Annotated in this window: 21 protein-coding genes and 1 pseudogene; 13 read left to right on the top strand and 9 right to left on the bottom strand. The window is 72.8% G+C overall.

Features of this window, described 5'->3' with window-relative positions; all coding sequences use genetic code 11:
- Nucleotides 1-485: 485 nt before the first annotated feature.
- The 4 genes and pseudogenes from LE181_RS16525 to LE181_RS16510 form a co-directional block, all read left to right on the top strand.
- Nucleotides 486-1,454: an ABC transporter substrate-binding protein gene (locus LE181_RS16525; protein WP_225662047.1), complete on the top strand. Its 969-nt coding sequence runs from the start codon at nucleotides 486-488 to the stop codon at nucleotides 1,452-1,454.
- Nucleotides 1,455-1,809: 355 nt separating this feature from the next.
- On the top strand, nucleotides 1,810-2,814 hold the full coding sequence (locus tag LE181_RS16520) for an amino acid ABC transporter permease (protein WP_372458384.1): 1,005 nt from the start codon (nucleotides 1,810-1,812) through the stop codon (nucleotides 2,812-2,814).
- Between the two features lie 5 nt (nucleotides 2,815-2,819).
- Nucleotides 2,820-3,572 carry an amino acid ABC transporter ATP-binding protein gene (locus tag LE181_RS16515; RefSeq protein ID WP_225662055.1) on the top strand — a complete coding sequence of 251 codons (753 nt, stop codon included), beginning with the start codon at nucleotides 2,820-2,822 and terminating at the stop codon, nucleotides 3,570-3,572.
- Nucleotides 3,573-3,790: 218 nt separating this feature from the next.
- Nucleotides 3,791-4,279: pseudogene (locus tag LE181_RS16510) on the top strand (ABATE domain-containing protein); the annotation flags it as partial.
- A 44-nt stretch (nucleotides 4,280-4,323) separates the two neighbouring features.
- Here the strand turns inward: LE181_RS16510 and sodX are convergent.
- Nucleotides 4,324-4,800 carry a nickel-type superoxide dismutase maturation protease gene (gene sodX, locus LE181_RS16505; protein ID WP_308103141.1) on the bottom strand — a complete coding sequence of 159 codons (477 nt, stop codon included), beginning with the start codon at nucleotides 4,798-4,800 and terminating at the stop codon, nucleotides 4,324-4,326.
- Nucleotides 4,801-4,945: 145 nt separating this feature from the next.
- Here sodX and sodN point away from each other — a divergent pair, with 145 nt between their 5' ends.
- The gene (gene sodN, locus LE181_RS16500) at nucleotides 4,946-5,341 is read left to right on the top strand and encodes a superoxide dismutase, Ni (RefSeq protein WP_071962366.1); all 396 of its coding nucleotides are present in this window, start codon (nucleotides 4,946-4,948) and stop codon (nucleotides 5,339-5,341) included.
- A 63-nt stretch (nucleotides 5,342-5,404) separates the two neighbouring features.
- On the opposite strand, the gene LE181_RS16495 is transcribed toward sodN, so the two are convergent.
- Nucleotides 5,405-6,328 (bottom strand): alanyl-tRNA editing protein, encoded by a 924-nt coding sequence (locus LE181_RS16495; RefSeq protein WP_225662045.1) that lies wholly within the window; start codon nucleotides 6,326-6,328, stop codon nucleotides 5,405-5,407.
- 270 nt (nucleotides 6,329-6,598) lie between these two features.
- On the opposite strand from LE181_RS16495, the gene LE181_RS16490 reads away from it, so the two are divergent.
- Complete coding sequence (locus tag LE181_RS16490) at nucleotides 6,599-7,318, top strand: VC0807 family protein (RefSeq protein WP_225662044.1); 720 nt, start codon at nucleotides 6,599-6,601, stop codon at nucleotides 7,316-7,318.
- A gap of 28 nt (nucleotides 7,319-7,346) precedes the next feature.
- Here LE181_RS16490 and LE181_RS16485 read toward each other — a convergent pair whose 3' ends face one another.
- Nucleotides 7,347-7,784 (bottom strand): hypothetical protein, encoded by a 438-nt coding sequence (locus tag LE181_RS16485; RefSeq protein ID WP_225662043.1) that lies wholly within the window; start codon nucleotides 7,782-7,784, stop codon nucleotides 7,347-7,349.
- A gap of 32 nt (nucleotides 7,785-7,816) precedes the next feature.
- Nucleotides 7,817-8,950, bottom strand: coding sequence for an amidase domain-containing protein (locus LE181_RS16480; protein ID WP_225662042.1), 1,134 nt, complete (start codon nucleotides 8,948-8,950; stop codon nucleotides 7,817-7,819).
- Nucleotides 8,951-9,226: 276 nt separating this feature from the next.
- On the opposite strand from LE181_RS16480, the gene LE181_RS16475 reads away from it, so the two are divergent.
- The gene (locus LE181_RS16475; protein ID WP_225662041.1) at nucleotides 9,227-9,850 is read left to right on the top strand and encodes an HAD family acid phosphatase; all 624 of its coding nucleotides are present in this window, start codon (nucleotides 9,227-9,229) and stop codon (nucleotides 9,848-9,850) included.
- Between the two features lie 15 nt (nucleotides 9,851-9,865).
- Here LE181_RS16475 and LE181_RS16470 read toward each other — a convergent pair whose 3' ends face one another.
- The gene (locus LE181_RS16470; RefSeq protein WP_225662040.1) at nucleotides 9,866-10,132 is read right to left on the bottom strand and encodes a GlsB/YeaQ/YmgE family stress response membrane protein; all 267 of its coding nucleotides are present in this window, start codon (nucleotides 10,130-10,132) and stop codon (nucleotides 9,866-9,868) included.
- A 142-nt stretch (nucleotides 10,133-10,274) separates the two neighbouring features.
- On the opposite strand from LE181_RS16470, the gene LE181_RS16465 reads away from it, so the two are divergent.
- Together LE181_RS16465 and mgtA are read left to right on the top strand one after the other, a co-directional pair.
- A complete protein-coding gene (locus tag LE181_RS16465; protein ID WP_225662039.1) occupies nucleotides 10,275-10,679 on the top strand; it encodes an ArsR/SmtB family transcription factor in 405 nt (134 codons plus the stop codon).
- Nucleotides 10,663-13,218: a magnesium-translocating P-type ATPase gene (gene mgtA / locus LE181_RS16460; protein ID WP_225662038.1), complete on the top strand. Its 2,556-nt coding sequence runs from the start codon at nucleotides 10,663-10,665 to the stop codon at nucleotides 13,216-13,218. The genes LE181_RS16465 and mgtA overlap by 17 nt, the downstream gene beginning before the upstream one ends.
- Nucleotides 13,219-13,429: 211 nt before the next feature.
- Here mgtA and LE181_RS16455 read toward each other — a convergent pair whose 3' ends face one another.
- Together LE181_RS16455 and LE181_RS16450 are read right to left on the bottom strand one after the other, a co-directional pair.
- Entirely contained in the window at nucleotides 13,430-14,809 is a 1,380-nt protein-coding gene (locus tag LE181_RS16455; RefSeq protein ID WP_225662037.1) for a hypothetical protein, read from the bottom strand.
- Between the two features lie 93 nt (nucleotides 14,810-14,902).
- Nucleotides 14,903-16,396, bottom strand: coding sequence for an LCP family protein (locus LE181_RS16450; protein ID WP_225662036.1), 1,494 nt, complete (start codon nucleotides 16,394-16,396; stop codon nucleotides 14,903-14,905).
- 161 nt (nucleotides 16,397-16,557) lie between these two features.
- Here LE181_RS16450 and tatA point away from each other — a divergent pair, with 161 nt between their 5' ends.
- The 3 genes from tatA to LE181_RS16435 all read left to right on the top strand — a co-directional run bounded on the left by tatA (nucleotide 16,558) and on the right by LE181_RS16435 (nucleotide 19,313).
- Entirely contained in the window at nucleotides 16,558-16,755 is a 198-nt protein-coding gene (gene tatA / locus LE181_RS16445; RefSeq protein ID WP_225662035.1) for a Sec-independent protein translocase subunit TatA, read from the top strand.
- Nucleotides 16,756-16,852: 97 nt separating this feature from the next.
- A complete protein-coding gene (locus tag LE181_RS16440; protein WP_225662034.1) occupies nucleotides 16,853-18,208 on the top strand; it encodes an alkaline phosphatase in 1,356 nt (451 codons plus the stop codon).
- Between the two features lie 166 nt (nucleotides 18,209-18,374).
- The gene (locus LE181_RS16435; RefSeq protein WP_225662033.1) at nucleotides 18,375-19,313 is read left to right on the top strand and encodes a beta-ketoacyl-ACP synthase III; all 939 of its coding nucleotides are present in this window, start codon (nucleotides 18,375-18,377) and stop codon (nucleotides 19,311-19,313) included.
- A gap of 7 nt (nucleotides 19,314-19,320) precedes the next feature.
- On the opposite strand, the gene LE181_RS16430 is transcribed toward LE181_RS16435, so the two are convergent.
- Nucleotides 19,321-20,232 carry a glutaminase gene (locus LE181_RS16430; RefSeq protein ID WP_225662032.1) on the bottom strand — a complete coding sequence of 304 codons (912 nt, stop codon included), beginning with the start codon at nucleotides 20,230-20,232 and terminating at the stop codon, nucleotides 19,321-19,323.
- Nucleotides 20,233-20,282: 50 nt separating this feature from the next.
- Between LE181_RS16430 and LE181_RS16425 the strand changes: the two genes are divergently transcribed.
- Entirely contained in the window at nucleotides 20,283-21,248 is a 966-nt protein-coding gene (locus LE181_RS16425; RefSeq protein ID WP_225662031.1) for a 1-aminocyclopropane-1-carboxylate deaminase/D-cysteine desulfhydrase, read from the top strand.
- Here the strand turns inward: LE181_RS16425 and LE181_RS16420 are convergent.
- Complete coding sequence (locus LE181_RS16420) at nucleotides 21,218-22,825, bottom strand: Na+/H+ antiporter (RefSeq protein WP_225662030.1); 1,608 nt, start codon at nucleotides 22,823-22,825, stop codon at nucleotides 21,218-21,220. The two genes, LE181_RS16425 and LE181_RS16420, sit on opposite strands and share 31 nt — an antisense overlap.

The following is a 22,825-nucleotide window of genomic DNA, read 5'->3' as shown; positions in this document are numbered from 1 at the left end:
GCGGATGAGCCGCCGCGGGGTGCAGTACGGACACCGGGCGCGCCGCACACACGCGCCCTGAGCCCCGGGTGAGGGGTGTAACTGGTCTTTCTACCGGAAGACCGCTACGGCCGACGAGTGAGATACGGCTCGGTGTGGCACGGCTCCCCCACCCGATCACGGCCGGAACGTGTCAACTGGTGACGGATACGGCGAGGTGTCCGAGGAGTGAGACGGCGCGGGCGTGACCTGCGTCTCGCAATCAGAAGCTGCCCAGAAGAGACACGGGCGGCGAAAGGGTGTGAACCATGCTCTACCGCTTGGCGATCACCCGTTATCCGATTTTGACATGGCTGGCCCCCCGAATGGGGCAGTCCGGATGGCAAGATGCGCAGACCGCACGAGGTCGCGACGCACGAGGAAGTGTGCTGCGGCTTCGGCCGTGTATTGCGTGATTGCAGCGTTACCAGTCGGATATCCCCCCTCACCCGCAGGAGGAACCAGCAATGACCGCAAGCACCACCCCCCGCCCGACCGCCGCCAGGAGTCGTTTGGCCGCGGCCGGCGCGATCGCGGTCGCCGGCACCCTGCTGCTGACCGGCTGTGGCGACCAGCGCGACAAGACGACGACCGGCAATGGCGCCGAGTCGGCCAGGGGCTCGGACGCGCCCCTGTACGGCAAGCTGCCGAAGAGGATCCAGGACTCCAAGCTCCTCAAGGTCGGCTCCGACATCGCCTACCCGCCCGTCGAATTCAAGAAGGACGGCAAGACCGTCGGCATCGACCCCGACATCGCCGCCGCCCTGGGCAAGCAGCTCGGCGTGAAGGTCGAGTTCAACAACGGCACCTTCGACGCCCTGCTGACCGGCCTGCGCTCCAAGCGGTACGACATCGCCATGTCCGCGATGACCGACACCAAGGACCGCCAGGAGGGCATCGACCCCAAGACCAAGAAGAAGGTCGCGGAGGGCGTCGACTTCGTCGACTACTTCAACGCCGGTGTGTCGATCTACACCAAGAAGGGCGACACCAAGGACATCAAGGGCTGGGAGGACCTCTGCGGCAAGAAGATCGCGGTGCAGCGCGGCACGGTCTCCCACGACCTGGCCAAGTCCCAGTCCGAGAAGTGCGAGAAGGACGAGAAGGACGCGATCGGCATCGAGGCGTTCGACACCGACCTTGAGGCGCAGACCCGGCTGAAGGCCGGCGGCGTCGACGCCGTCTCCAGCGACTTCCCCGTCGCGGCCTACGCGGTGAAGACCTCCGGTGGCGGCAACGACTTCGAGACGGTCGGCGAGCAGGTGGAGGCCGCTCCGTACGGCATCGCCGTCGCGAAGGACAACGCCCAGCTGCGGGACGCCCTCAAGGAGGCTCTCGAAGCGATCATCAAGAACGGTGAGTACGAGAAGGTCGTCAAGACCTGGGGCGTCGACGCCGGCGCCGTCAAGGAAGCCAAGATCAACGGCGGCTCCTGACCCCGCTCGTCCCCTGTCCTCGTACGGAACGCCCTGAAAGGCATCACCCGTGACTGCTTCCCCCGACAAGCCCGACAAGCCGGAGCCCGAGAAGGAGCCCGAGGTCGGCGCGAAGGACACCGGCGCGCCGGAGGCCGAGAAGGCCGCCGAGGCCGGCAAGAAGGCGGCCTCCGAGCCGGAGGCCGCTGAGCCGGCCAAGCCCGCCGAGCCCGCGGAGACCAAGGCCGAGGCGGAGTCCAAGGACACCGAGGCCAAGGACGAGGCCAAGGATGCCGAGCCCAAGGCCGGCGCCGAGGGCGACGCCGCGGCGGACGAGCCCTCCGGCGAGGAGGCTCCCGCCCCGTCCGGCAAGAAGGTGTCCACCGAGAAGGCCGCCGGGAAGGCGACCGGGAAGGCCGCCGCCTCGGCGGACGCCGCCGACCCGGAGCCCGCCGGCAAGCCGGCCGGCCGCACGACGGTCACCGCGCCCGAGGCGATCAAGGCCATCCCGGTCCGGCACTACGGCCGCTGGATCTCCGCCGTCCTCGTCGTGGCGCTGCTGGGGCTGCTGGTGAACGCGTTCGCCACGGCGAACGTCCACTACAGCACCATCCCGGACTACCTCTTCGACTCCACGGTCATCTCCGGTCTCGGCAAGACCGTGCTGATCTCGCTGCTGGCGATGCTGCTGGGCCTCGTCCTCGGCATCCTGCTGGCCGTGATGCGGCTGTCGAAGAACCCGGTGACCTCGTCGGTCTCCTGGCTCTACATCTGGTTCTTCCGGGGCACCCCGGTCTACGTCCAGCTGCTGCTGTGGTTCAACCTCGCGCTGATCTTCCCGTACATCAACCTCGGCCCGATCTACCGGGACGAGATGAGCGACTTCATGACCCCCTTCATGGCCGCGCTGCTCGGCCTGGGGCTCAACGAGGCCGCCTACATGTCGGAGATCGTCCGGGCCGGCATCCAGTCGGTCGACGAGGGCCAGACCGAGGCGTCGCACGCGCTGGGCATGAGCCAGGCCAAGACGCTGCGCCGGATCGTGCTGCCGCAGGCCATGCGCGTGATCGTGCCGCCCACCGGCAACGAGTTCATCAACATGCTGAAGACCTCGTCGCTGGCGGCGAGCGCGGCCCAGTACCTCGAACTGCTGCGCTCCACCTCCGACATCGGCCAGACCACCGGCGCCACCGTCGAGATGCTCTTCCTGGCCGCCACCTGGTACCTGATCCTCACCAGCGTCTTCAGCGTCGGCCAGTTCTACCTGGAGCGGCACTACGCCCGTGGCTCGCTGCGCACGCTGCCGCTCACCCCGTGGCAGAAGATCAAGGCGAACCTGTCCTCCTTCAGCAACCGTTCCAAGGGAGGCGTCACCGCATGAACGCCATGGTGAAGGCCGAGGGCGTCCACAAGTCCTACGGCGCCGTGCAGGTCCTCAAGGGCATCGACCTGGAGGTCGCCCCCCGCGAGGTGTTCTGCCTCATCGGCCCCTCCGGTTCCGGCAAGTCCACGTTCCTGCGGTGCATCAACCACCTGGAGCAGATCAACGCCGGCCGGCTCTACGTGGACGGCCAGCTGGTCGGCTACCGGGAGCAGGGCAACAAGCTCTACGAGCTCAAGGACAGCGAGGTGGCGCGCAACCGCCGGGACATCGGCATGGTGTTCCAGCGCTTCAACCTCTTCCCGCACATGACGGCGCTCGGCAACGTCATGGAGGCGCCGGTCCAGGTCAAGGGCGAGACCAAGGCGGTCGCCCGGGAGCGGGCGATGAAGCTGCTGGACCGCGTCGGCCTCGCCGACAAGGCCGGCAACTACCCCTCCCAGCTCTCCGGCGGTCAGCAGCAGCGGGTCGCCATCGCCCGGGCGCTGGCGATGGAGCCGAAGCTGATGCTCTTCGACGAGCCGACGTCGGCGCTGGACCCGGAGCTGGTGGGCGACGTCCTGGACGTCATGCGCGGCCTCGCCGAGGACGGCATGACGATGATCGTGGTGACCCACGAGATGGGCTTCGCCCGCGAGGTGGGCGACTCGGTCGTCTTCATGGACCAGGGCGTCGTGGTCGAGTCGGGCCACCCCCGCGAGGTGCTGACCAACCCGCAGCACGAGCGGACGAAGTCCTTCCTGTCGAAGGTGCTCTGACCGGACCCCGCGAGCACGCAACGCAGCGCGGGGGTACGGGCCGGACGGCCCGTACCCCCGCGCTGTGCGTTCAGTCGGTGTGGATGTGGTCGTCGTAGCGGCCCGGTCACCGCACCACTCATTTGCAGCAAACTGCCAGCCTCTGTAATACCCTCGAATCGAGAAGGGCCATTACTGTCCCTTAGCTGCGAAATTCGCCCTCCGGACAAGGACCGAAAGTGGAACTGGCCTCTTACTCGGACTTCGCCGTGCGGCTGGTCAACACCGAGCAGCCGGCCCGGGGAATCGACACGCTCACCTCGCTGGACGCCGTGCGCGAGCTCTTCGGCCCCGCGTCCCAGTCCGCGCGCCGGCTGACCGACGGCGACCTGACCCGGCTGCGCTCGGTCCGGGGCCGGCTGCGCGCGGTCTTCGAGGCGGCGGCCGAGGGCGACGAGACGCGGGCGGTGGACCTGCTCAACGCACTGCTGATGGAGTTCCCGGTCAGCCCGCAGATCTCCGGGCACGAGTACCGGGACGAGGACGGCCGCCCCAAGTGGCACATGCACATCGCCGACCACGCGGCCAACGCGGGCGCCACCTACACCGCGACCGCGAGCATGGGTCTGGCCGTCCACCTCACGGAGTACGGCGTGGACCGCCTGGGCATCTGCCAGGCCACGCCCTGCCGCAACGCCTACCTGGACACCTCGACCAACCGCTCCCGGCGCTACTGCTCCGACCGCTGCGCCACCCGCGCCAACGTCGCCGCCTACCGGGCGCGCAAGCGCCTGGAGAGCGGCCGTCCCGAGGAGCCGGCGGACCGCGCCGGCGAGCGCAGCGGCCGTACGGCCGAGGCCACCCACGACAGCAGCGCCCCCGGGGAGCGCTGACCCGCCTGCGGGGGCCGGCGCAGCCGCACCCAGGCCCGGGCGACCACGAACTCGTCCGGCACCGTCCCGAACTCCCGGCTGTCGTTCTCCACCAGCGGGTTGTCGCCGGTCACCCACCAGCCGCCCTCGCGCCGTTCCACGGCCCGCTTGACGATCAGCAGGTCCTGCCGGAACGGGTGCCGCATGACGACCACGTCACCCGGACGCACCACCGCCCCGTACCGCACGACCAGCTGGTCGCCCGGGTTCAGCGTCGGGACCATGGACGGGTTGTAGACCTCGGCGAGCCCGATCCGCAGCAGTCCGCGGCGCTCGCGGTCCACCTCTTGCCCGCGCTCGTCCAGCTGCTCCTGCACCACGGCACCTCCGCGTCCGTATCCTCCATCAGTCCCAGACTGACACTGGACTTTTGCCCTGGGCCCCCCGGGGCACTCGGGAAAAGCCTTCCCGCACCGAGTAATCTCGCACCTGAGAAGACGATCACGAGGAAGGACAGCATCCATGCTTTCCCGACTGTTCGCCCCCAAGGTGAAGGTCAGCGCCCACTGCGACCTGCCCTGCGGCGTGTACGACCCGGCCCAGGCCCGCATCGAGGCGGAGTCGGTCAAGGCGGTCCAGGAGAAGTACCTGGCCAACGAGGACCCCCATTTCCGCGCCCGCGCCACCGTCATCAAGGAGCAGCGCGCCGAGCTCGCCAAGCACCACGTCTCGGTGCTGTGGAGCGACTACTTCAAGCCCCCGCACTTCGAGAAGTACCCCCAGCTGCACCAGCTGGTCAACGACACCCTCAAGGCCCTGAGCACCGCGAAGGCGTCGACGGACCCGAAGACGGGTGAGAAGGCGCTGGAGCTCATCGCCGAGATCGACCGCATCTTCTGGGAGACCAAGAAGGCGTGACGCCCGCGTGCCCGGGCCTCCGGCGGACCGTACGGGTCCGCCGGAGGCCCGGGCACGGTGCGTTCAGGAGTGGGGGGCCGCCTCGCCGGGTTGCCGGACGGTGGTCTCCATCAGCAGCTGCGTGCCGTCCTCCGAGAGGACGAGCGTCACGGCCGCGGCGCCCAGGCGGCCGGTGCTCGCGGCGTGGGTGCCGCCGCACGCGAAGCGCAGCGCCCCCTCGCCCTCGCCGACGCACATCCAGCGGCGGTCGGTCACTCCCGGCCCCTCCGTGACGATCCGCACCGGGACGTCCCCGGCGATCCATTCCCCGACGCGCGCGGTGACCTGCTCCTCGATCCGCGGGAGCTCCTCCGCCAGCCCCTCGGTGGTGAATCCCTTGCGGCGCAGCGACTTGCCCAGGCGGTAGGTGTCCCGGCTGCCGTAGGGGAGGATGCGCGAGGTGACGAGCGCCGCCCCGTCGAAGTCCGGGACGCCGGCGACGTCCGCGGCGGTCTCCTTGCGCCAGCGGCCGGCCACGGCCTCGTTGAGGGCCAGCGACGCCAGGTGGCAGGCGGTGTGCCCGGCGGACAGGGCGTGGCGGTGCGGGGCGTCCACGGTGAGCTCGCAGGGCTCGCCGACCGCGGCGAGGTCGAAGTCCTCGACCATGTGCAGCACCAGCCACCGCCAGCCCTCGGCGCCGCGGCGCACGGGGATGTCACCGCCCACGCGCAGGGTGCCCGCGCCGGGCCCGTCGGCCTCGACGGCGCCGATCAGGCAGTCGACGACGGCGTGGTGCCCGCCCGCGACGGTGATCGAGCCCCGGTCGGCGGGGTGGTCCGGCCAGGTGTGGTCCACCGGGTGGAAGGGCGTCCGCCCGGTGATGACGGCCGTGCGCCCGTCCACCGGGACGGCCGCCAGGACCGTCGAGGTGCCGTGCACGGCCCCGCCGGGGAAGGTGACGTGCGTGGGGGCGCCCGGTGCGGCGGGGGCGTGCCCCGCTTGCCTCACGTCCCCTGCAGGCCCTGCGTGCTGCTGCATGTGCGGCTCACGTCCGTTTCCTTGCCGGTGATCAATCCGGGCAGCGTAACGGGAGGCGAAGTGCCGGTCGTCGGTGGGGCGTTCACAGGCTCTGCGCGCGCACGGGCGCTCCGGTGAGACCGGCGCCTGACAAAAGTCATGCCGATCTGCTGACGGTCCTCTCTGCCGCCGGCCGCGCCCGGTGCGCGAGCCTTCAGGGGCCGGGTAGGGCACCCGGCCCTGTGGACGAAGGACCCGACCATGCAGACGGCCGTACGCACCGAGGCCCCCACCGCTCCGGCCCCCGTGGCACCCGGCGCCGGCATCAGCCGGCGCCGTGCGCTGGCGGAGAGCCTGGCGCCGCTGGTCGTCGACGCCCTGATCCCGCTGGCCGCCTACTACGCGCTCACCGACGGCTTCGGCATGGGCACCCTGGCCGCCCTGGCCTGGAGCAGCGCCCTCCCCGCCGCCCGTACGGTGTGGGGCCTGGCCGTCCACCGCCGTCTCAACGGCCTCGCGGCGCTCATCCTCGCCGTCAACGCCGTGGGGCTGGTGCTCAGCACGGTCACCGGTGACGTCCGGCTGATGCTCGCCAAGGAGAGCGCGGGCAGCGGCGTCGTCGGCCTCGTGGTGCTGGGCTCCGTCCTGGCCGGACGCCCGCTGATGACGGCCGCCCTGCGCCCGTGGGTCACCAAGGGCGCTCCCGCCGGGCAGGCGGCCTGGGACCGGCTCGTTGCCGCTTCGCCCCGCTTCCGCCGCGCCGAGCGGACGTTCTCCGTGGTCTGGGGCGGTGCGCTGCTGGCCGAGGCCGTCGCCCGCGTCGTGGGCGTCTACACCCTGCCGACGGACACGATGGTGTGGCTCGGCAATGTGATCCTGGGCGTCGCCGTGCTCCTGGCCATGCTGGTCGCGGGCGGGCTGGCCGTCGACCCGATGGAGAAGATGGTCGCGGCGGAGGCCGCCACGCCCGGCGCGTCCTGAGTGGTCCGGCCCGCCCGGGCGGTCCGGGTCACCCGGACCGTGACGTGCCCGAGGACGGCTTGGGCGTCCCCCCGGCCTTGCGGCCCAGGGGGACGTACCACGTCTTCCCGTCCCGTTCGAGCGCCAGGCTCTCCCGGTGGTCGCGGCCCCGGCCGTCCGTGGCGGTGATGGCGACGTCCGCGAAGTCGGGGCCGAACTCGTGGGTGACGTCCATGCCGGTGACCTTCAGCCCCTGCCCGCCCCGCTCGGTGACGATGCCGCGGGCGTCCTCGCGGGCCCCCTCCCGGCCGGGCCGGGCCAGGGCCGCCAGGGCGTCCGCGTCACGGGCGTTGAGGGCGTCGACGTAGGCGGTGGCGGTCTCCCGCTCCGTCCTCGCCCGCCCCGGGGAGTCGCCGTCACAGCCGGCCAGCGCCAGCACGAGCGCGAGCGCGGTGCCGAGCACGGCGACGCCATGACGTGTTCCCATGCGTACCCCCAGGGGCGGGTGAGGTGTCCGGATCAGGTGCGGTGCGCGTAGTACCAGGCGTCGGGACGCTTGGCGATCAGGTTGCTCAGCTTCCGGTTGTGCGTGTTACCGGTGTGGTACGTGAGGTAGCGCTCGGTGCGGGTGATCGCCGTGACGATCATGCTGTGGTCGATGTTGTTGTTGGGGCGCGGGCCCCAGTCGGCCTGCAGCACGTCCGCGGTGCCGAGGGCCCAGATGTTGCGCAGCGGCTTGGTGCGCTTGGAGTGCACCTGGGCGAAGAAGTACCAGTTCTCGGCGCCGGCCCAGGTGTAGCTGGTCCACGGCCGGGGGCCGTAGAACCACTTGCTGTTCTTCGTGCGGTCCAGGAGCGACCCGCCCACCGGCTTCCAGCCCCCGGCGTACATGGCCTGGGAGATGAAGTTGGTGCAGTCGTTGCCGTAGGTGCGGTAGTCGTCGTTGGGGTGCTTCCAGTACTTGTTCGCGTAGGCGACCATCTTGGAGTAGTTGTACGACGCCGCCGCCTTCACCGGCGCCTGGTCCGCCGGGCGGGCCAGCGAGGCCCGGACGGCGGGCGCGCCCTTGTCCTCCGAGTCGGGCTCCGTGGGGCCCTCGGCCGGTGTGTCCAGGTAGGTGGTGACGTCGCCGGTGCCCAGGTCGGGCCGGTCCGCGGCGAGGAGCCAGCGGCCCGCGGCGTCACGCGTGAAGGTGAGGGTGTGCTCGACCGCGTACTCCTCGGCGTCCGGTTCGCCGGGCTTGACGTCCGGGTAGAGGAGCCGGGTGTCCTCGGTGAGCCGGACGGTGGCGGTGCCGCCCGCCACGGTGGCCTCGCCCGGGGTGAGTTTCACCTCGGCGCGCGTGTAGCCGCCGCTGGCCTTCTCGTACGCGCGGCCCTGGGCGGCCAGTTGCCGGAACTCCGTGGCGAGGCGGCTGCCCAGTTCGGCGGTCGCGGCCTGGGGCGGCTCGGGCGCGAGCGCGGTGCGGCCGGTGGCCGTCACGGTGTCGGCGCGCCGCTGGAGGTAGTTCTCGGCGATCTTGTGCAGGGCGGCGGTGTCGGCGGCCGGCAGCGGGGCGGGCGCGGCCCCGGCCGGGGCGTCCGCCGCCAGGGCCGCGGGCGCCGCTCCGAGCCCCAGGGCGGCGACGACCACCGCGCAGGCGGCACGATGCATCGTGGTTCTCATTCGCATGGATTCCCCCATGAAGTGGCGAACGATCAGCTCCACCGTCCCCCGGTACGTCGCATTCAGCAGGGGCTGCAGTTGCGTCATGGCCGAAAACGCATCCATGTTGGCCAACTGGCGTACGCCACACATCAGTTCGCCCAGCGACCTCCCCTCTTGAGCGGACGAGGACGGCCCGCCTCGGCCCGTACCGTCCCGGCCCGGTCATCCGCGCGTAAGGCGTGCGTCGCCGTCCGGCCACCACCGGTCGTGAGCATGCCACTCATGACGCAAACGATCAGGGCGCGCCGCGCCGCCGCGGCCGTCGTGGCCGCCACCGCACTGACCCTCGTGGGCACGGCCGCCGCCCCCGCCGGTGCGGCCACCCGGACCAGCGGCACCGCCGGCCTCAAGGGCGTCGACTACGACACCTGGCAGCGCGACGTCCGGACGGCCGTGGACGCGGCGATGCCGTACATCACCGAGCGCACCGCCGGCGCACACGGGCGGAAGCAGGCCGTCGTCCTCGACATCGACAACAGCTCGCTGGAGACGGACTTCCACTGGACGACGTTCCCCACCCCCGCGATCAAGCCCGTCCTCGACCTGGCGCGGTACGCGCACGCCCGGGGCGCCGCGGTCTTCTTCGTCACCGCCCGCCCCGGAATCCTCGACGGGGTCACCGAGTGGAACCTGCGCCAGGCCGGCTATCCCGTCAGCGGCCTGTACGTACGCCACCTGCCCGACCTGTTCCGGGACGTGAGCACGTACAAGACCGCCAAGCGGACGGAGATCGAGGCGCAGGGCTACACGATCATCGCCAACATCGGGAACAACACCACCGACCTGGCCGGCGGACACGCCGAGCGGACCGTCAAGCTGCCGGACTACGACGGCAAGCTGTCCTGACCCCCGGCGCCGCGTTCACTGCCTCCGTGACCGGAAACGTTCGAGCGCGACGATGCCCAGGGCGGCGAGCCCGATCTGGATGATCCACACGACCCAGAAGAGGCCCCTGTGGTCGTACAGGCCGAGCAGGTGCCCCACCCACGCACCCAGGAACGCCGCCAGCAGACCGACCAGGACCGTTGCGAGCACGCCGATGTGCTGACGTCCCGGAACGACCAGCCGGCCCAGGAGACCGATGATCGCCCCGATCACGATCGCACTGATAACTCCTGAGATTTCCATGCCCTCCCCCTTGTGACCGATTCCTGTCGATAGAGCTGCCCAGCGGCGGGTGCGTGCATGTCACGCGTGGCGCCCCTCCGGCGGTGCCTAGACTGGGGCCTTCCCGGGCGTAGGGACGCCCGACGGGGACGGGAGAGCGACAGTGACGGCAGGCGTCGGGAGCTTCGAGAGTTTCGAAGAGCCCTTCGACGGCTCGTGCGACCCTTCGGCCGAGGTCCTGGCCGAGGCGGCCGCCGCCTTCGGCCTGCTCGCCTCCTCCGCCCGGCTGCACCTTGTCTGGGCCCTGGCCCAGGGCGAGAGCGACGTGAGCGGACTCGCCGAGCGGGTGGGCGGCGCGCTCCCCGCGATCAGCCAGCACCTGGCCAAGCTGAAGCTCGCGGGGCTGGTGCGGTCCCGGCGCGAGGGGCGCCGGGTGGTGTACCTGGTGGACGACCCCGACGTGGTGACCATCGTCCGGCTCATGGTCGGCCAGCTCGCCGACCGCCGGTCGGACGCCGGACGGGGCGCCGGCGCCACCGCCGGACGCCTCCGTGGCCTGGGCGCCTGAGGCCCGGGCGGCCTCCGGTGCGGGCGGCGGCAGCACGCTGGAGGTGCTCCGCGCCCTGGCGAGCGGACCCCGCGGGCTCACCGAGGCGGAGGCCGGGGAGCGGCTCGCGCGGCACGGCGAGAACGTCTTCCCGGGGCGGCGCCCCGCCTCCTGGCCGCGCCGCCTCGCCCGCAGCCTGCGCGACCCCTTCACCGCCGTCCTCCTGTGCCTCGGCCTGGTCTCGGCGGCCCTGACCGCCTGGGGAACGGCCTGTGTGATCGCCGTCCTGGTCGCCGTCAGCTGCCTGCTGCGGGCCACGGGCGAGCACCGGGCCGACCGGTCGGTGGCGGCACTGCGCGAGCTGGTCGCCACCACGGCCACCGTGCGCCGCCGCCCGGACCGGGACGCGCCACCCGTCACCCGTGAACTGCCCGTCGACGCGCTCGTCCCCGGCGACGTGGTCCTGCTGGCCCCCGGCGACCTGGTCCCGGCGGACCTGCGGCTGCTGCGGGCGACGGGCCTGACCGTGCAGGAGGGCGCGCTGACGGGCGAGTCGGCCCCCGTGGGGAAACGCGCCCGCCCCGACGCCGGGAACGACCGGTCGGCCCTGTGCCTGCAGGGCGGCAGCGTCGTCTCCGGCACCGGCAGCGGGGTCGTCGTCGCCACGGGGCGCGCCACCGTGCTCTCCGGCGCCCTGTCCACCGCCCGGCGGCGGACTCGGCGCCCGGCCGGCCCCTTCGAGCGCTCCGTCAACGGCATCGCGTGGACCCTCATCCGGTTCATGCTGCTCACCGCGCCGCTCGTGCTGATCGCCGGGGCGCTGGTGCGCGGGCGCGGGCTGGAGGCGCTGCCGTTCGCCGTCGCGGTGGCGGTCGCCCTGACCCCCGAGATGCTGCCGGTGGTCGTGACGAGCGCGCTCGCCCGCGGCGCGGCGCTGCTCGCGCGCGGCGGCGAGGTCGTCGTCCGGCGGCTGCCCGCCCTGCACGACCTCGGCGCCGTCGACGTGCTGTGCGTCGACAAGACGGGCACCCTCACCGAGGACCGTCCCGTCCTCGCCCTCAGCGAGGACGGCGACGGCCGCCCCGACCCCGGCGTCCTGCACTGGGCCGCCGTCAACGCGCTGTGGACGCTGCACCTCGCCGAGCTTCCCGTGCCGGACGCCCTGGACGAGGCGCTCCTCGACGCCGCGGCGGCGGAGGGCGAGGAGTACGAAGGCGTCGAGGCGCTGCCCTGCGGGCCCGGGCGGCGGCTGTCCACCGCGGTCGTGCGCCGCCCGGGCGACTCCCGCTTCGCGCTGGCCCGCACCCACCTCCTCGTGGTCAAGGGCGCTCCCGAGGACGTGCTGGACCGCTGCGCCCTGGCCCCCGCCGACCGCGAGCGCCTGGCCCGCCGGGCCGCCGCGCTGGCCGCCGGGGGCCTGCGGGTGCTCGCGGTCGCCCGCGCCGAACGGCCCCCGACCGGTCGCCCGTACGGGCCCGCCGACGAGCACGGGCTGACCTTCACCGGCTTCGTGGGGCTCAGCGACGCCCCGGCGCCCACGGCGGCCGCGGCGCTGGCCGGCCTCGCCCGGCACGGGGTGACGGTCAAGGTGCTCACCGGCGACCACCCCGGCACCGCCGCCCGGGTCTGCCGCGAGCTCGGCCTGCGGCCGGGCGCGCCGGTCACGGCCGACCGCATCGACGCCCTGGACGAGGCGGAGCTCGCCCGCCTCGCCGCCCGCACCACCGTCTTCGCCCGCTGCACTCCCGAGCACAAGGCCCGCATCGTCCGGGCCCTGCGCGCCGGCGGGGCCACCACCGGCTTCCTGGGCGACGGCGTCAACGACCTGGCCGCCCTGCACGCCGCCGACGTCGGCGTCTGCCCGCGCGAGGGGGTCGACGTGGCGCGGGAGAGCGCGGACGTCGTGCTGGCCTCGAAGGACCTCACCGCGCTGGACCGGGCGATCGTCGTGGGGCGGCACAGCACGGCCAACATCGCCTCGTACCTGCGGATCACGCTGTCGTCCAACCTCGGCAACGTCATCGCCATGCTGGTGGCCGGGCTGATGCTGCCGTTCCTGCCGATGTTCCCGGCGCAGGTGCTCGTGCAGAACCTCTGCTTCGACGCGGCGCAGCTGGCCCTCGCCTTCGACCGCCCGGCGCCGGGCGGCGGGGCCCGCCCGGCGGTCCTGCGCCCGCGCGCCCTGCTGCGCTTCATGACGGGCTTCGGCCTGCTGAACGCGGCGGCGGACCTGGCGACGTTCGGGGTGCTGGTGCTGGCGGCGGGCGAGGCCGGCTTCCAGGCGGGGTGGTTCACGGAGAACTTGCTGACGCAGGCGATGGTGATGCTGCTGCTGCGCTCGGGCCGCGGCCGCGCCCCGGGCCCGGTGCGGCTGGCGGTGGCGGGGCTGGCGGTGCTGGGTCTGCTGTTGCCGGTGTCGCCGGTGGGGTCGATGCTGTCGATGTCGCCGCTGCCGCCGCTGTATTACGGGCTGCTGGGGCTGGTGCTGGCCCTGTACGCGGCCTGCCTGACGGCGGCGCGGCGGCGCTGGATCTCTCCCCCACCCCGCCCCTTCCCGTAACCGGGGCTCCGCCCCGGACCCCGGACCGGGACCGGGCCGGGGAGGCCCAGGCTGGTGTGCTGGGCCGGGGGCGCGGGTGCCGGCCCCGTCGCCGGGACCGCGCTGCGCGCGGTGTCCTCGGTCTCCCCCGGCCACCGCTGGGAGGTGCCCCCGGACGGGCTGGATCTCCAGCCCCGTCCTTCAGCACCTGCCGACCGCTGCCAGGGGCGGTTCACCACCCGCCGCCGCCGAAGTCGCCGCCGCCTCCGCTGAAGCCGCCGCCTCCGCCGTCGCCCCAGCCTCCGCCGCCGAAGTCGCCGGAGTCGAAGTCGGAGCCGGTGTAGTCGCCGCCGTCGGGGCCGGCCGTTTCCGGGCCGGCCGCGTAGGCCGGGCCGCTCATCATGCTGCCCAGCATCGTGCCGAACAGCAGGCCGGGCAGCAGGCCGCCGCCGAAGTAGCCGCCCGCCCACGGGCCGTAGGCCGGGCCGGCGTTCCAGTACGGCTGCGGGCCGTTCGCCGTCTGCACCTGCCGGGACAGCGGTTCCTCGCCCTCCGCCAGCCGTGTCGCGTCCGCCGCACAGGCCGGCACCGTACGGACGGCGCCGCCGGGCGGGGCCCACTCCACGTCCTGGGCCGACGGCCCGTGGCGCGGGTCGAAGAAGCACGGCAGCCGGCGCTGCGGCAGCGGCGCGCCCGAGCGGCGCGCGGCGAGGACGGCGAGGGCGAAGCGGCCGCTGTCCAGCGCCTCGGTGACGCCCTGCACCTCGTGCGGCTTCGTGGCCGCCGCCATCTTCGACTTGGCCTCCTCGTAGGCGTCGAGCGCCTGCTCGTAGTCGCGCCGCATCTCGTCGGTGGCGCCCGTCTCGGAGGGCGAGAAGTCCAGCCGGTCCAGTTCCTCGCCGAACGCGGTGATGTCCTCGTCGACGACCACCCGCAGCGCGTCCAGCTCGGCCCGCTCGCGCTCCTCGCGCCGGCGCTTGTTCCGCCGGTACAGGGCGTACGCCCCGGCGCCGCCCGCCACCACGACCGCGCCGCCGGTGATCAGCCCGGCCGTGCCGATGCCCTCGTGCCCGACGCCCCAGGAGCCGGGGGCGTGACCCCTGGCGAGCCGGTCGGCCTGGTCGACGAAGGCGTTCACCTGGGTCCCGGCGTCGCCGCCGGTGCGCTGGACGGAGCCGACGAGGTTGGCGACGGCGTTGCGCGACATCACCGAGCGGTCCGCGGCCGCGTTGAAGGCGTCGCCGAGGTGGACGGCGTAGACGCCGGCGATGCCGACCTTGGTGCGCAGGTCCTGCAGGACGGTGGCCCGGGGGTACTCGGGGGCGTTGGGCAGGACGGCCACGAAGACGGGCTTGTCGGCGTCCTTGATCTTCTCGGCCAGGGCGTCCGCGTCGGCCGGGGACAGCTGCCCGGCGGCCCGCGGGTCGACGTACACGGGGCTCTTGCGCAGCGCTTCGGCCGCCTGGTCGAGCCCGGCGGCGGCGACGGTGTCCGCGCCGGGGCCGGCGTGTGCGGGCGGGGCGTAGAGCAGCGCACCCGCCCAGACGAGGAGCGCGGCGAGCAGGGCCGGTACGTGCCTGGGCAGCGCCCGGTGAACGGCGGTGGCGGACATGGTGTCGCTCCTTGGGCTCCTGGCAGCACTCACTGCTTACTCTGCACCTACCACGAAAACGGACCAAACAGGCATACGTGTTCCCCTGCGCGCTCAGCCGTACGAGAGGTTGGCGCAGGGGTCGTCGTCGGCCGACCGCACTCCGCTCACGACGTCGGAGGAGAGCGTGCCCGGCGGCGGGGCGGACGACGGGGCCGGGCCGGGCGAGGGCGGCCCCGGGGAGGGCGCGGCGGCGTAGTCGCGGCCGAGGGTGACGGTGATCCCGTCGGCCGCCGCCCCGCGGACGTAGGAGCCGGGGAAGAGGCGGGCCAGCTCCCGGGCGTGGCCGGCCTCGCCCGGGCCGAACTCGATCACGGTGGTCGACCCGCCGGCCGTCCGGGCCGTCGTCGTGCCGGTGACCTCGAAGCCGTGCTCGGTGAGCACGGCCGCGGCGCGCGCGGCGAGCCCGGTGACGTCGGTGCCGTTGCGGACGGCGACCTTCACCCCGGCGCCGGAGACGGGCGCGGAGGCCGGGGCCGAGGGTGCGCTCCCCCTCCCGCCGGCCCCGCCGCCCTTGCCCGCGTCCTTGCCGTCGACCGTGCGGTCCGCCCGCAACGAGGCCCACAGCGCGTCGGCGTCCGGCCGGACGATCGCGACGCGGTTGCCGTCGTAACGCCAGGGCAGGGTCAGGAACTTCATGTCGTGCAGGTCGATGTCCTTGAGCGACATCGCGAACGACAGCATCTTGCCGGCCGATCCGAGCCCGGGGTCCACGGTCATCGACCTGGTGGCCGCGTCGGCCAGCGGCAGCAGCGTCGTCGGGTCGAAGCCCTGCGACTTCACCTTCTTCACCATGGCGGAGAGGAACGCCTGCTGACGCTGGATGCGACCGATGTCGGAGCCGTCGCCGATCCCGTGCCGCACGCGCACGTAGTCCAGGGCCTTCTGGCCGGAGATGCTCTGCCGCCCGCGGGGGAAGAGGAGTTGACCGCGCGAGCCCAGGTTGGGGTTGAGGTCGCCCTGGTAGACGTCCTTCGGTACGCACACGTCGACACCGCCCACGGCGGAGGTCATCGCGGAGAAGCCCGCGAAGTCGACGACGACGGTGTGGTCGACGCGCAGGCCGGTGAGTCTCTCGACGGTGTTCTGCGTGCAGGCCGGGTTGCCCTTGGCCGATTCGCCCAGCGAGAAGGCCGAGTTGAACATCACGTGCTGCTGCTCGGAGGTCCAGCTGCCGTCGGGGAGTCTGCACGGCGGGATGTCCACCAGGGTGTCCCGCGGGATGGACACCGCGACGGCGTGCTTGCGGTCACCGTAGACGTGCAGGAGGAAGGCCGTGTCCGAGCGGCCCACGTCCCCTTCCCCGCCGCCGAGGCCGCTGTTCTCGCCGGCGCGCGAGTCCGAGCCGATGACGAGGACGTTCTGCCCGGCGGCGCCCGCGCCGGGGCGGTTCTTGGACAGGCCGTCCGCGTCGAAGGTGTCGATGTTGCCGTTGAGCCGGAAGTACAGCCACCCCGCGCCGGCGGTCACCAGCACCAGGAACGACACCACCACGACCCCGGCGATCCGTATCCGGCGCCGCCCGGGCCTGCCTCGCCTGCCAGTCATATCCGCGCCCTCATCCGCTCCCCCGGTCCGTGCCGTGTGCCGGGTTAGACGGGCTGACCCCCACTTTGGTTGTCCAGTTGCGCAATCTAGCAAGTATGGTGAGGGCAGCCGTTACGGCATCGCGTACGAGCGTCGGATGAGATGAGAGGTGGTGGGGCGGCGTGTTCCGCAACGCCCTGGAGCCGTGGCACGTCCTGGTGGTCGTGCTCGTCATGGTCGCGCTGTTCGGGTCGAAGAAGCTCCCGGACACCGCCCGCGCCCTGGGCAAGTCCCTGCGCATCCTCAAGAGCGAGACCAAGGCGCTCAAGGAGGACGGCACTCCGGATCCCGCACCGTCCGCTGTCGACAGCACCCGGTGACCTGCGCGTCACCTCGACGACCCCTGCGGTACACCCGCCCCTGGTGAGCTTCCTCCCGCCGGGCACCTCGCCCCGGTCCAGCTAGGAGGAATTGACCATGGGTTCTCGTCCGTACCGACGCCGTCTCGCCTGGGGTGCCGCCGCGCTGCTCGCCGCGGGCGTCGCGGTGCCCGCCGCGGCCGCAGCCTCGGACCACGGCGGCCCGTCGGACGCCGGCGGCCACGGCCCGAAGAAGGCCAAGAACGTCATCCTGCTGATCGGTGACGGCATGGGCGACTCGGAGATCACCCTGGCCCGCGACTACACCGTGGGCGCCGCCGGCCGCCTCGCCATGGACACGTTCCCCATGACGGGCGCGTACACGACGTACTCCGTCGACAAGAACGGCAAGCCGGACTACGTCACCGACTCGGCCGCCAGCGGCACCGGCTGGGCCACGGGGCAGAAGACGGTCAACGGCCGGATATCCAAGACGCCCGGCACCGACAAGCCGATGACCACCATCCTGGAGCTGGCCCAGAAGAACGGCCTGGCCACGGGCATCGTCACCACCGCCGAGCTCACCGACGCCACCCCGGCCGTGCTCGCCTCGCACGCCACCGACCGCAGCTGCGCGGGCCCGGCCGACATGAAGGCGTGCCCGAACGACACCATCGCCAAGGGCGGCCCGGGCTCCATCGCCGAGCAGAGCGTCAACCACAAGGTGGACGTGCTGCTGGGCGGCGGCAAGGACCGCTTCGACCAGAAGATCACCGAAGGCCCCCACAAGGGCCTGACCGTCACCCAGCAGGCCGAGAAGCTCGGCTACCAGGTCGTGACCGACTCCAAGGGCCTGCGGACCGCCCGCTCCGGCAAGCCCGTCCTCGGCCTCTTCGCCCCCGGCAACGTGCCCGTGGAGTGGACCGGCAAGGCCGCGGCCGTCGGCGGCACCGCCGCCCAGCGCTGTGTGACGAGCAACCCCGAGCGCAAGGCCGGTACCCCGGCCCTGGAGGAGCAGACCCGCCGGGCGCTGAGCCTCCTGGACACCCCCAAGGCCAAGAAGAATGGTTTCTTCCTCCAGGTGGAGGGCGCCTCGATCGACAAGCGCGACCACGCCGCCGACCCCTGCGGCCAGATCGGTGAGACGGCCGCCCTCGACCGCGCGGTGAAGGTCGCCCGCGACTACGCGGCCAAGCACCCCGACACGCTGGTGATCACCACCGCCGACCACGGCCACACCAGCCAGATCGTCCCGCTGGAGGCCACCCCGCCCGGCCTGTCCTCGACCCTGATCACCAACGAGGGCCAGCAGCTGAAGGTGAACTACTCCACCAACACCCCGGGCAAGGCCCAGGAGCACACCGGCACCCAGGTGCGCATCGCCGCCCAGGGCCCCGGCTCCCAGCGCGTCCTCGGCGTCACCGACCAGACCGAGCTCTTCACCACCCTCCGCACGGCGCTCTCCCTGCGCTGATCCCCGCCTCACGACGAGGGCCCGGCTGCCACAGGCGGCCGGGCCCTTGCCGAATGCACCAGTTATCGCGGCCGAACATTGGCGGATCACGCACCCGGCTCCGGCCCCGCAGCATCAACACTGAGAGGTCACGTCACTCGCCGCCGCCGCGCAGGAGGAACCACCGATGACCGGGTCCCGGGTCCTGGCCCTCGGCCACTACCAGCCCGCCAGGGTGCTCACCAACGACGACCTGGCCGCCATGGTCGACACCAGCGACGAGTGGATCCGCTCGCGCGTCGGCATCCGCACCCGCCGCATCGCCGGGCCGGACGAGAGCGTCGCCTCCATGGCCACCGAGGCCGCCGCGAAGGCCCTGGCGAACAGCGGCCTCGACCCCGCCGACATCGATCTGGTCCTCGTCGCGACCTGCACCGCCGTCGACCGCAGCCCCAACACGGCGGCCCGCGTGGCCGCCGCCCTCGGGCTGTCCTCCCCGGCCGTCATGGACGTCAACGTCGTCTGCGCCGGCTTCACCCACGCCCTGGCCAGCGCCGATCACGCCCTGCGCGCCGGAGCCGCCCGGAACGCCCTGGTGATCGGCGTGGAGAAGTTCACCGACGTCGCCGACTGGACGGACCGCACCACGTGCGTCCTGGTCGGCGACGGCGCCGGCGCGGCGGTGGTCACCGCCTCCGAGGAGCCGGGGATCGGCCCGGTCGTGTGGGGGTCGGTGCCGGAGATGGGGCACGCGGTCCGCATCGAGGGCACCCCCTCCCGCTTCGCCCAGGAGGGCCAGTCCGTCTACCGCTGGGCCACGACCACGCTCCCGCCGATCGCCCGCCGGGTGTGCGAGCGCGCCGGGGTGCGGCCGGAGGACCTGGCGGCGGTCGTCCTCCACCAGGCCAACCTGCGGATCATCGAGCCGGTGGCGCGCAGGCTGGGCGCGACGAACGCGATCGTCGCGACCGACGTGACCGAGTCGGGCAACACCTCGGCGGCGAGCATCCCGCTGGCGCTGTCGAAGCTCGTCGCCTCCGGCAGGGTGGAGCCGGGCGCCCCGATCCTGCTCTTCGGCTTCGGCGGCAACCTGTCCTATGCGGGACAGGTCGTCCGCTGCCCCTGACCGGGGCTCAGAACACCGACCAGCCGGTCAGCGATGTGAAGTGGTCCAGCGCCGCCACGCCCGCGACGGAGTTGCCGCGCGGGTCCAGGCCCGGGCTCCACACGCACAGCGTGCACCGTCCCGGTATCACGGCGACGATGCCGCCGCCCACGCCGCTCTTGCCCGGCAGCCCCACCCGGTAGGCGAAGTCCCCGGCCGCGTCGTAGGTCCCGCACGTCAGCATCACGGCGTTGATCTGCTTGGCCTCGCGCCGCGGCAGCAGGCGCGTGCCGTCGGCCCGCAGCCCGTGCCGCGCGAGGAAGCCGGCGGCCAGGGCGAGGTCCTTGCAGCTCATCTCGATGGAGCACTGCCAGAAGTAGTGCTCCAGCACGGTCGGCACCGGATTGTCGAGGTTGCCGTAGCTGGCCATGAAATGGGCGAGGGCGGCGTTGCGGTCACCGTGCTCGGACTCCGACTTGGCGACGGCCGCATCGAACGAGACGTCCGGATTGCCGCTCTCGGCCCGCAGGAACTCCAGCATGGTCGTGCTCGCGTCACCGGTCAGCGTCTGCAGCCGGTCGGTGACCACCAGCGCGCCGGCGTTGATGAACGGGTTGCGCGGGATCCCGTGCTCGTATTCGAGCTGCACCAGCGAGTTGAAGGGGTTGCCGGACGGCTCCGTCCCGACCCGCTCCCAGATCCGGTCGCCGCCCTCGGCCAGCACCAGGGCGAGGCCGAACGCCTTCGAGATGGACTGCACGGAGAAGGCGCGCTCCCAGTCGCCGACCCCGTACACCCCTCCGTCGACGTCGGCCACGGCCATCCCGAAGTGCATGGTGTCCACCTCGGCCAGGGCCGGAATGTAGTCGGCCACCTGACCGCGACCGACCAGCGGCCGCGCGTAGGCGGCGACCTCTTCGAGTACGGCCTGGTAGTCCACTGCAGCTCCGTGCGTTCCTAGCGTCATTGCCGGCCGGGCAAGAGTACAAAATGGACGGTGTGACCAGCGACAATCCCCCCGGCACGATGGATCCCGCAGCGTTGCGGCCCCTGCTGCCGTCCCCGCTCGAAGAGGCGGCGGACGAGCGCTTCACCCGCCGCGGCCTGCGGCTGCTGCTCAAGCGGGACGACCTGATACACCCGGACCTGCCGGGCAACAAATGGCGCAAGCTGGAGCCCAACCTGCGGAAGGCGACGGCGGCCGGCAAGAGCACGCTGCTGACGTTCGGGGGCGCGTACTCCAACCACCTCCGGGCGACGGCCGCGGCGGGCCGTCTCCTGGGCTTCGACACGATCGGCATCGTGCGCGGCGAGGAACTGGCCGGCCGCCCGCTGAACTGGTCCCTGGAACGCTGCGCGGCGGACGGCATGGAGCTGCGGTTCGTGGACAGGGGAACGTACCGCCGGACATCGGAGCCGCAGGTGCTGGCAGCGCTGGCCCCGGCCGACGCCTTCGTCATCCCGGAGGGCGGCAGCAATGCGGCGGCGGCGCGGGGCTGCGAGGCACTGGGCCACGAGCTGCGCGGCGTGGCCGACGTCGTGGGCGTGGCCTGCGGCACGGGCGGCACCCTCGCCGGCCTGGCGGCGGGACTGGCCGGGGAACAGAGAACGATCGGCTTCCCGGTACTGAAGGGCGGGTTCCTGGGCGAGGAGACACTCCGCCTGCAGCAGGAGGCGTTCGGTGGCCGCCGGGGCGACTGGACGCTGGACGACCGCTTCCACGGCGGCGGCTACGCGAAGCGCACGCCGGAGATGGAGTCCTTCGCCGCGGACTTCGAGAACCGCCACGGCATGCCGCTGGAGCGGCTGTACGTGGCGAAGATGCTGTACGGCCTGACGACGCTGGCGCTGGAGGGCGCCTTCACGCCGGGCACCACGGTGGTCGCCGTGATCACGGGAGGGGCCGGTGCGGAAGGGGCCCTGGCCTACCCCCCGGCGCCCCCCTCCTCCCGGTAGGCGGCCGCCTCCTCCAGGTCCAGGCGCCGCAGCAGCGTGCGCAGCATCTCGTCGTCGATGCGCCGGGCGTCGCGCAGCGCCACGAACACCTCCCGCTCCGCCCCGATGACCTCCCGCGACAGGCGCCGGTAGGTGTCGTCCACCGACTCGCCCGTGCGCTCGTCCACGGTGCCCAGCCGCTCCCACACGGCGTTCCGCCGCCGCTCCAGCACCGCCCTGAGCCGGTCCGCGAGCGGCGACGGCAGCGCGTTGCGTTCGTCGGCCAGCAGCTCCTCCAGCCGCGCCTCGGCGGCCGCGGACGCCTCGCTCTGCGCCTGGGCCTCGGCGAGCGTGACGGCTCCCGCGTCCGGCTCCGGCAGCCGCAGTCGCCGGATGAGCGGCGGCAGCGTCAGCCCCTGCACCACCAGCGTCCCGATGACGGTCGTGAAGGTGAGGAAGAGGATCAGGTTGCGCGCCGGGAAGGGCGCGCCGTCGTGCGTGGTGGCCGGGATGGAGAAGGCGATGGCGAGCGAGACGACGCCCCGCATGCCGGCCCAGCCCACCACCACGGGCGCCTTCCAGGTGGTGTCGGGTTCCCGCTCGCGGATCCGCGCCGACAGCAGCCGGGGCAGGAACGTGGCGGGGAAGACCCAGACGAACCGGACGACGACGACGGCGAGGAACACGGCGACCGCGTACCCGGCGACCTCCCCGGGGCCGTACGAGCCGAGGCCGCTCACCACCACCCGCAGCTGCAGGCCGATGAGGGCGAAGACGGCGGATTCCAGGACGAAGGCGACCACCTTCCAGACCGCCTCCTCCTGCAGCCGGGTGGCGAAGTCGACCTGCCAGGACCGGTGGCCGAGGTAGAGCGCGACGACCACGACGGCGAGCACGCCGGACGCCCCCACCTGTTCGGCGGCCGCGTAGGCGGCGAAGGGGATGAGGAGCGAGAGGGTGTTCTGCAGCAGCGGTTCGCGCAGATGCGTGCGCAGCCAGTGGATCGGCACCATGAGGACGAGGCCCACGCCGATGCCGCCGAGGGACGCCACGGCGAACTCCCGGATGCCGGTCGCCCAGGTGGCTCCCGCCCCGACGGCGGCGGCCAGCGCGACCCGGTAGGCGGTGATGGCCGTCGCGTCGTTCACCAGGGACTCGCCCTGCAGGATGGTGGTGATCCGCGAGGGCAGTCCGAGGCGCCGGGCGATGGCCGTGGCGGCCACCGCGTCGGGCGGTGCGACGACGGCGCCGAGGACGAGCGCGGCGGGGGCGGACAGGTCGGGCACGACGCGGTGGGCGACGTAGCCGACGGCGAGGGTGGCGAAGAGGACGTAGCCGACGGACAGCAGCGCGACGGGCCGCATGTTGGCACGCAGGTCGAGGTAGGAGCTGTCGAGGGCGGCGGTGTGCAGGAGGGGTGGCAGCAGCAGCGGCAGGACGATGTGGGGGTCGAGGGTGTAGTCGGGGACGCCGGGCACGTAGGAGGCGAGGAGGCCGGCCGCGACGAGCAGCAGGGGGGCCGGCACGGGCGTGCGGCGGGCGGCGCCGGCGACCGCCGCGCCGCCCGCCACCAGGATCAGCAGAGGCATGACGTCCAT

This window comes from Streptomyces sichuanensis (genome assembly GCF_020328095.1).
In the GTDB taxonomy this organism is placed as follows: Bacteria; Actinomycetota; Actinomycetes; order Streptomycetales; family Streptomycetaceae; genus Streptomyces; species Streptomyces cinnamoneus.
This window is presented reverse-complemented; position numbering and strand designations above follow the sequence as displayed.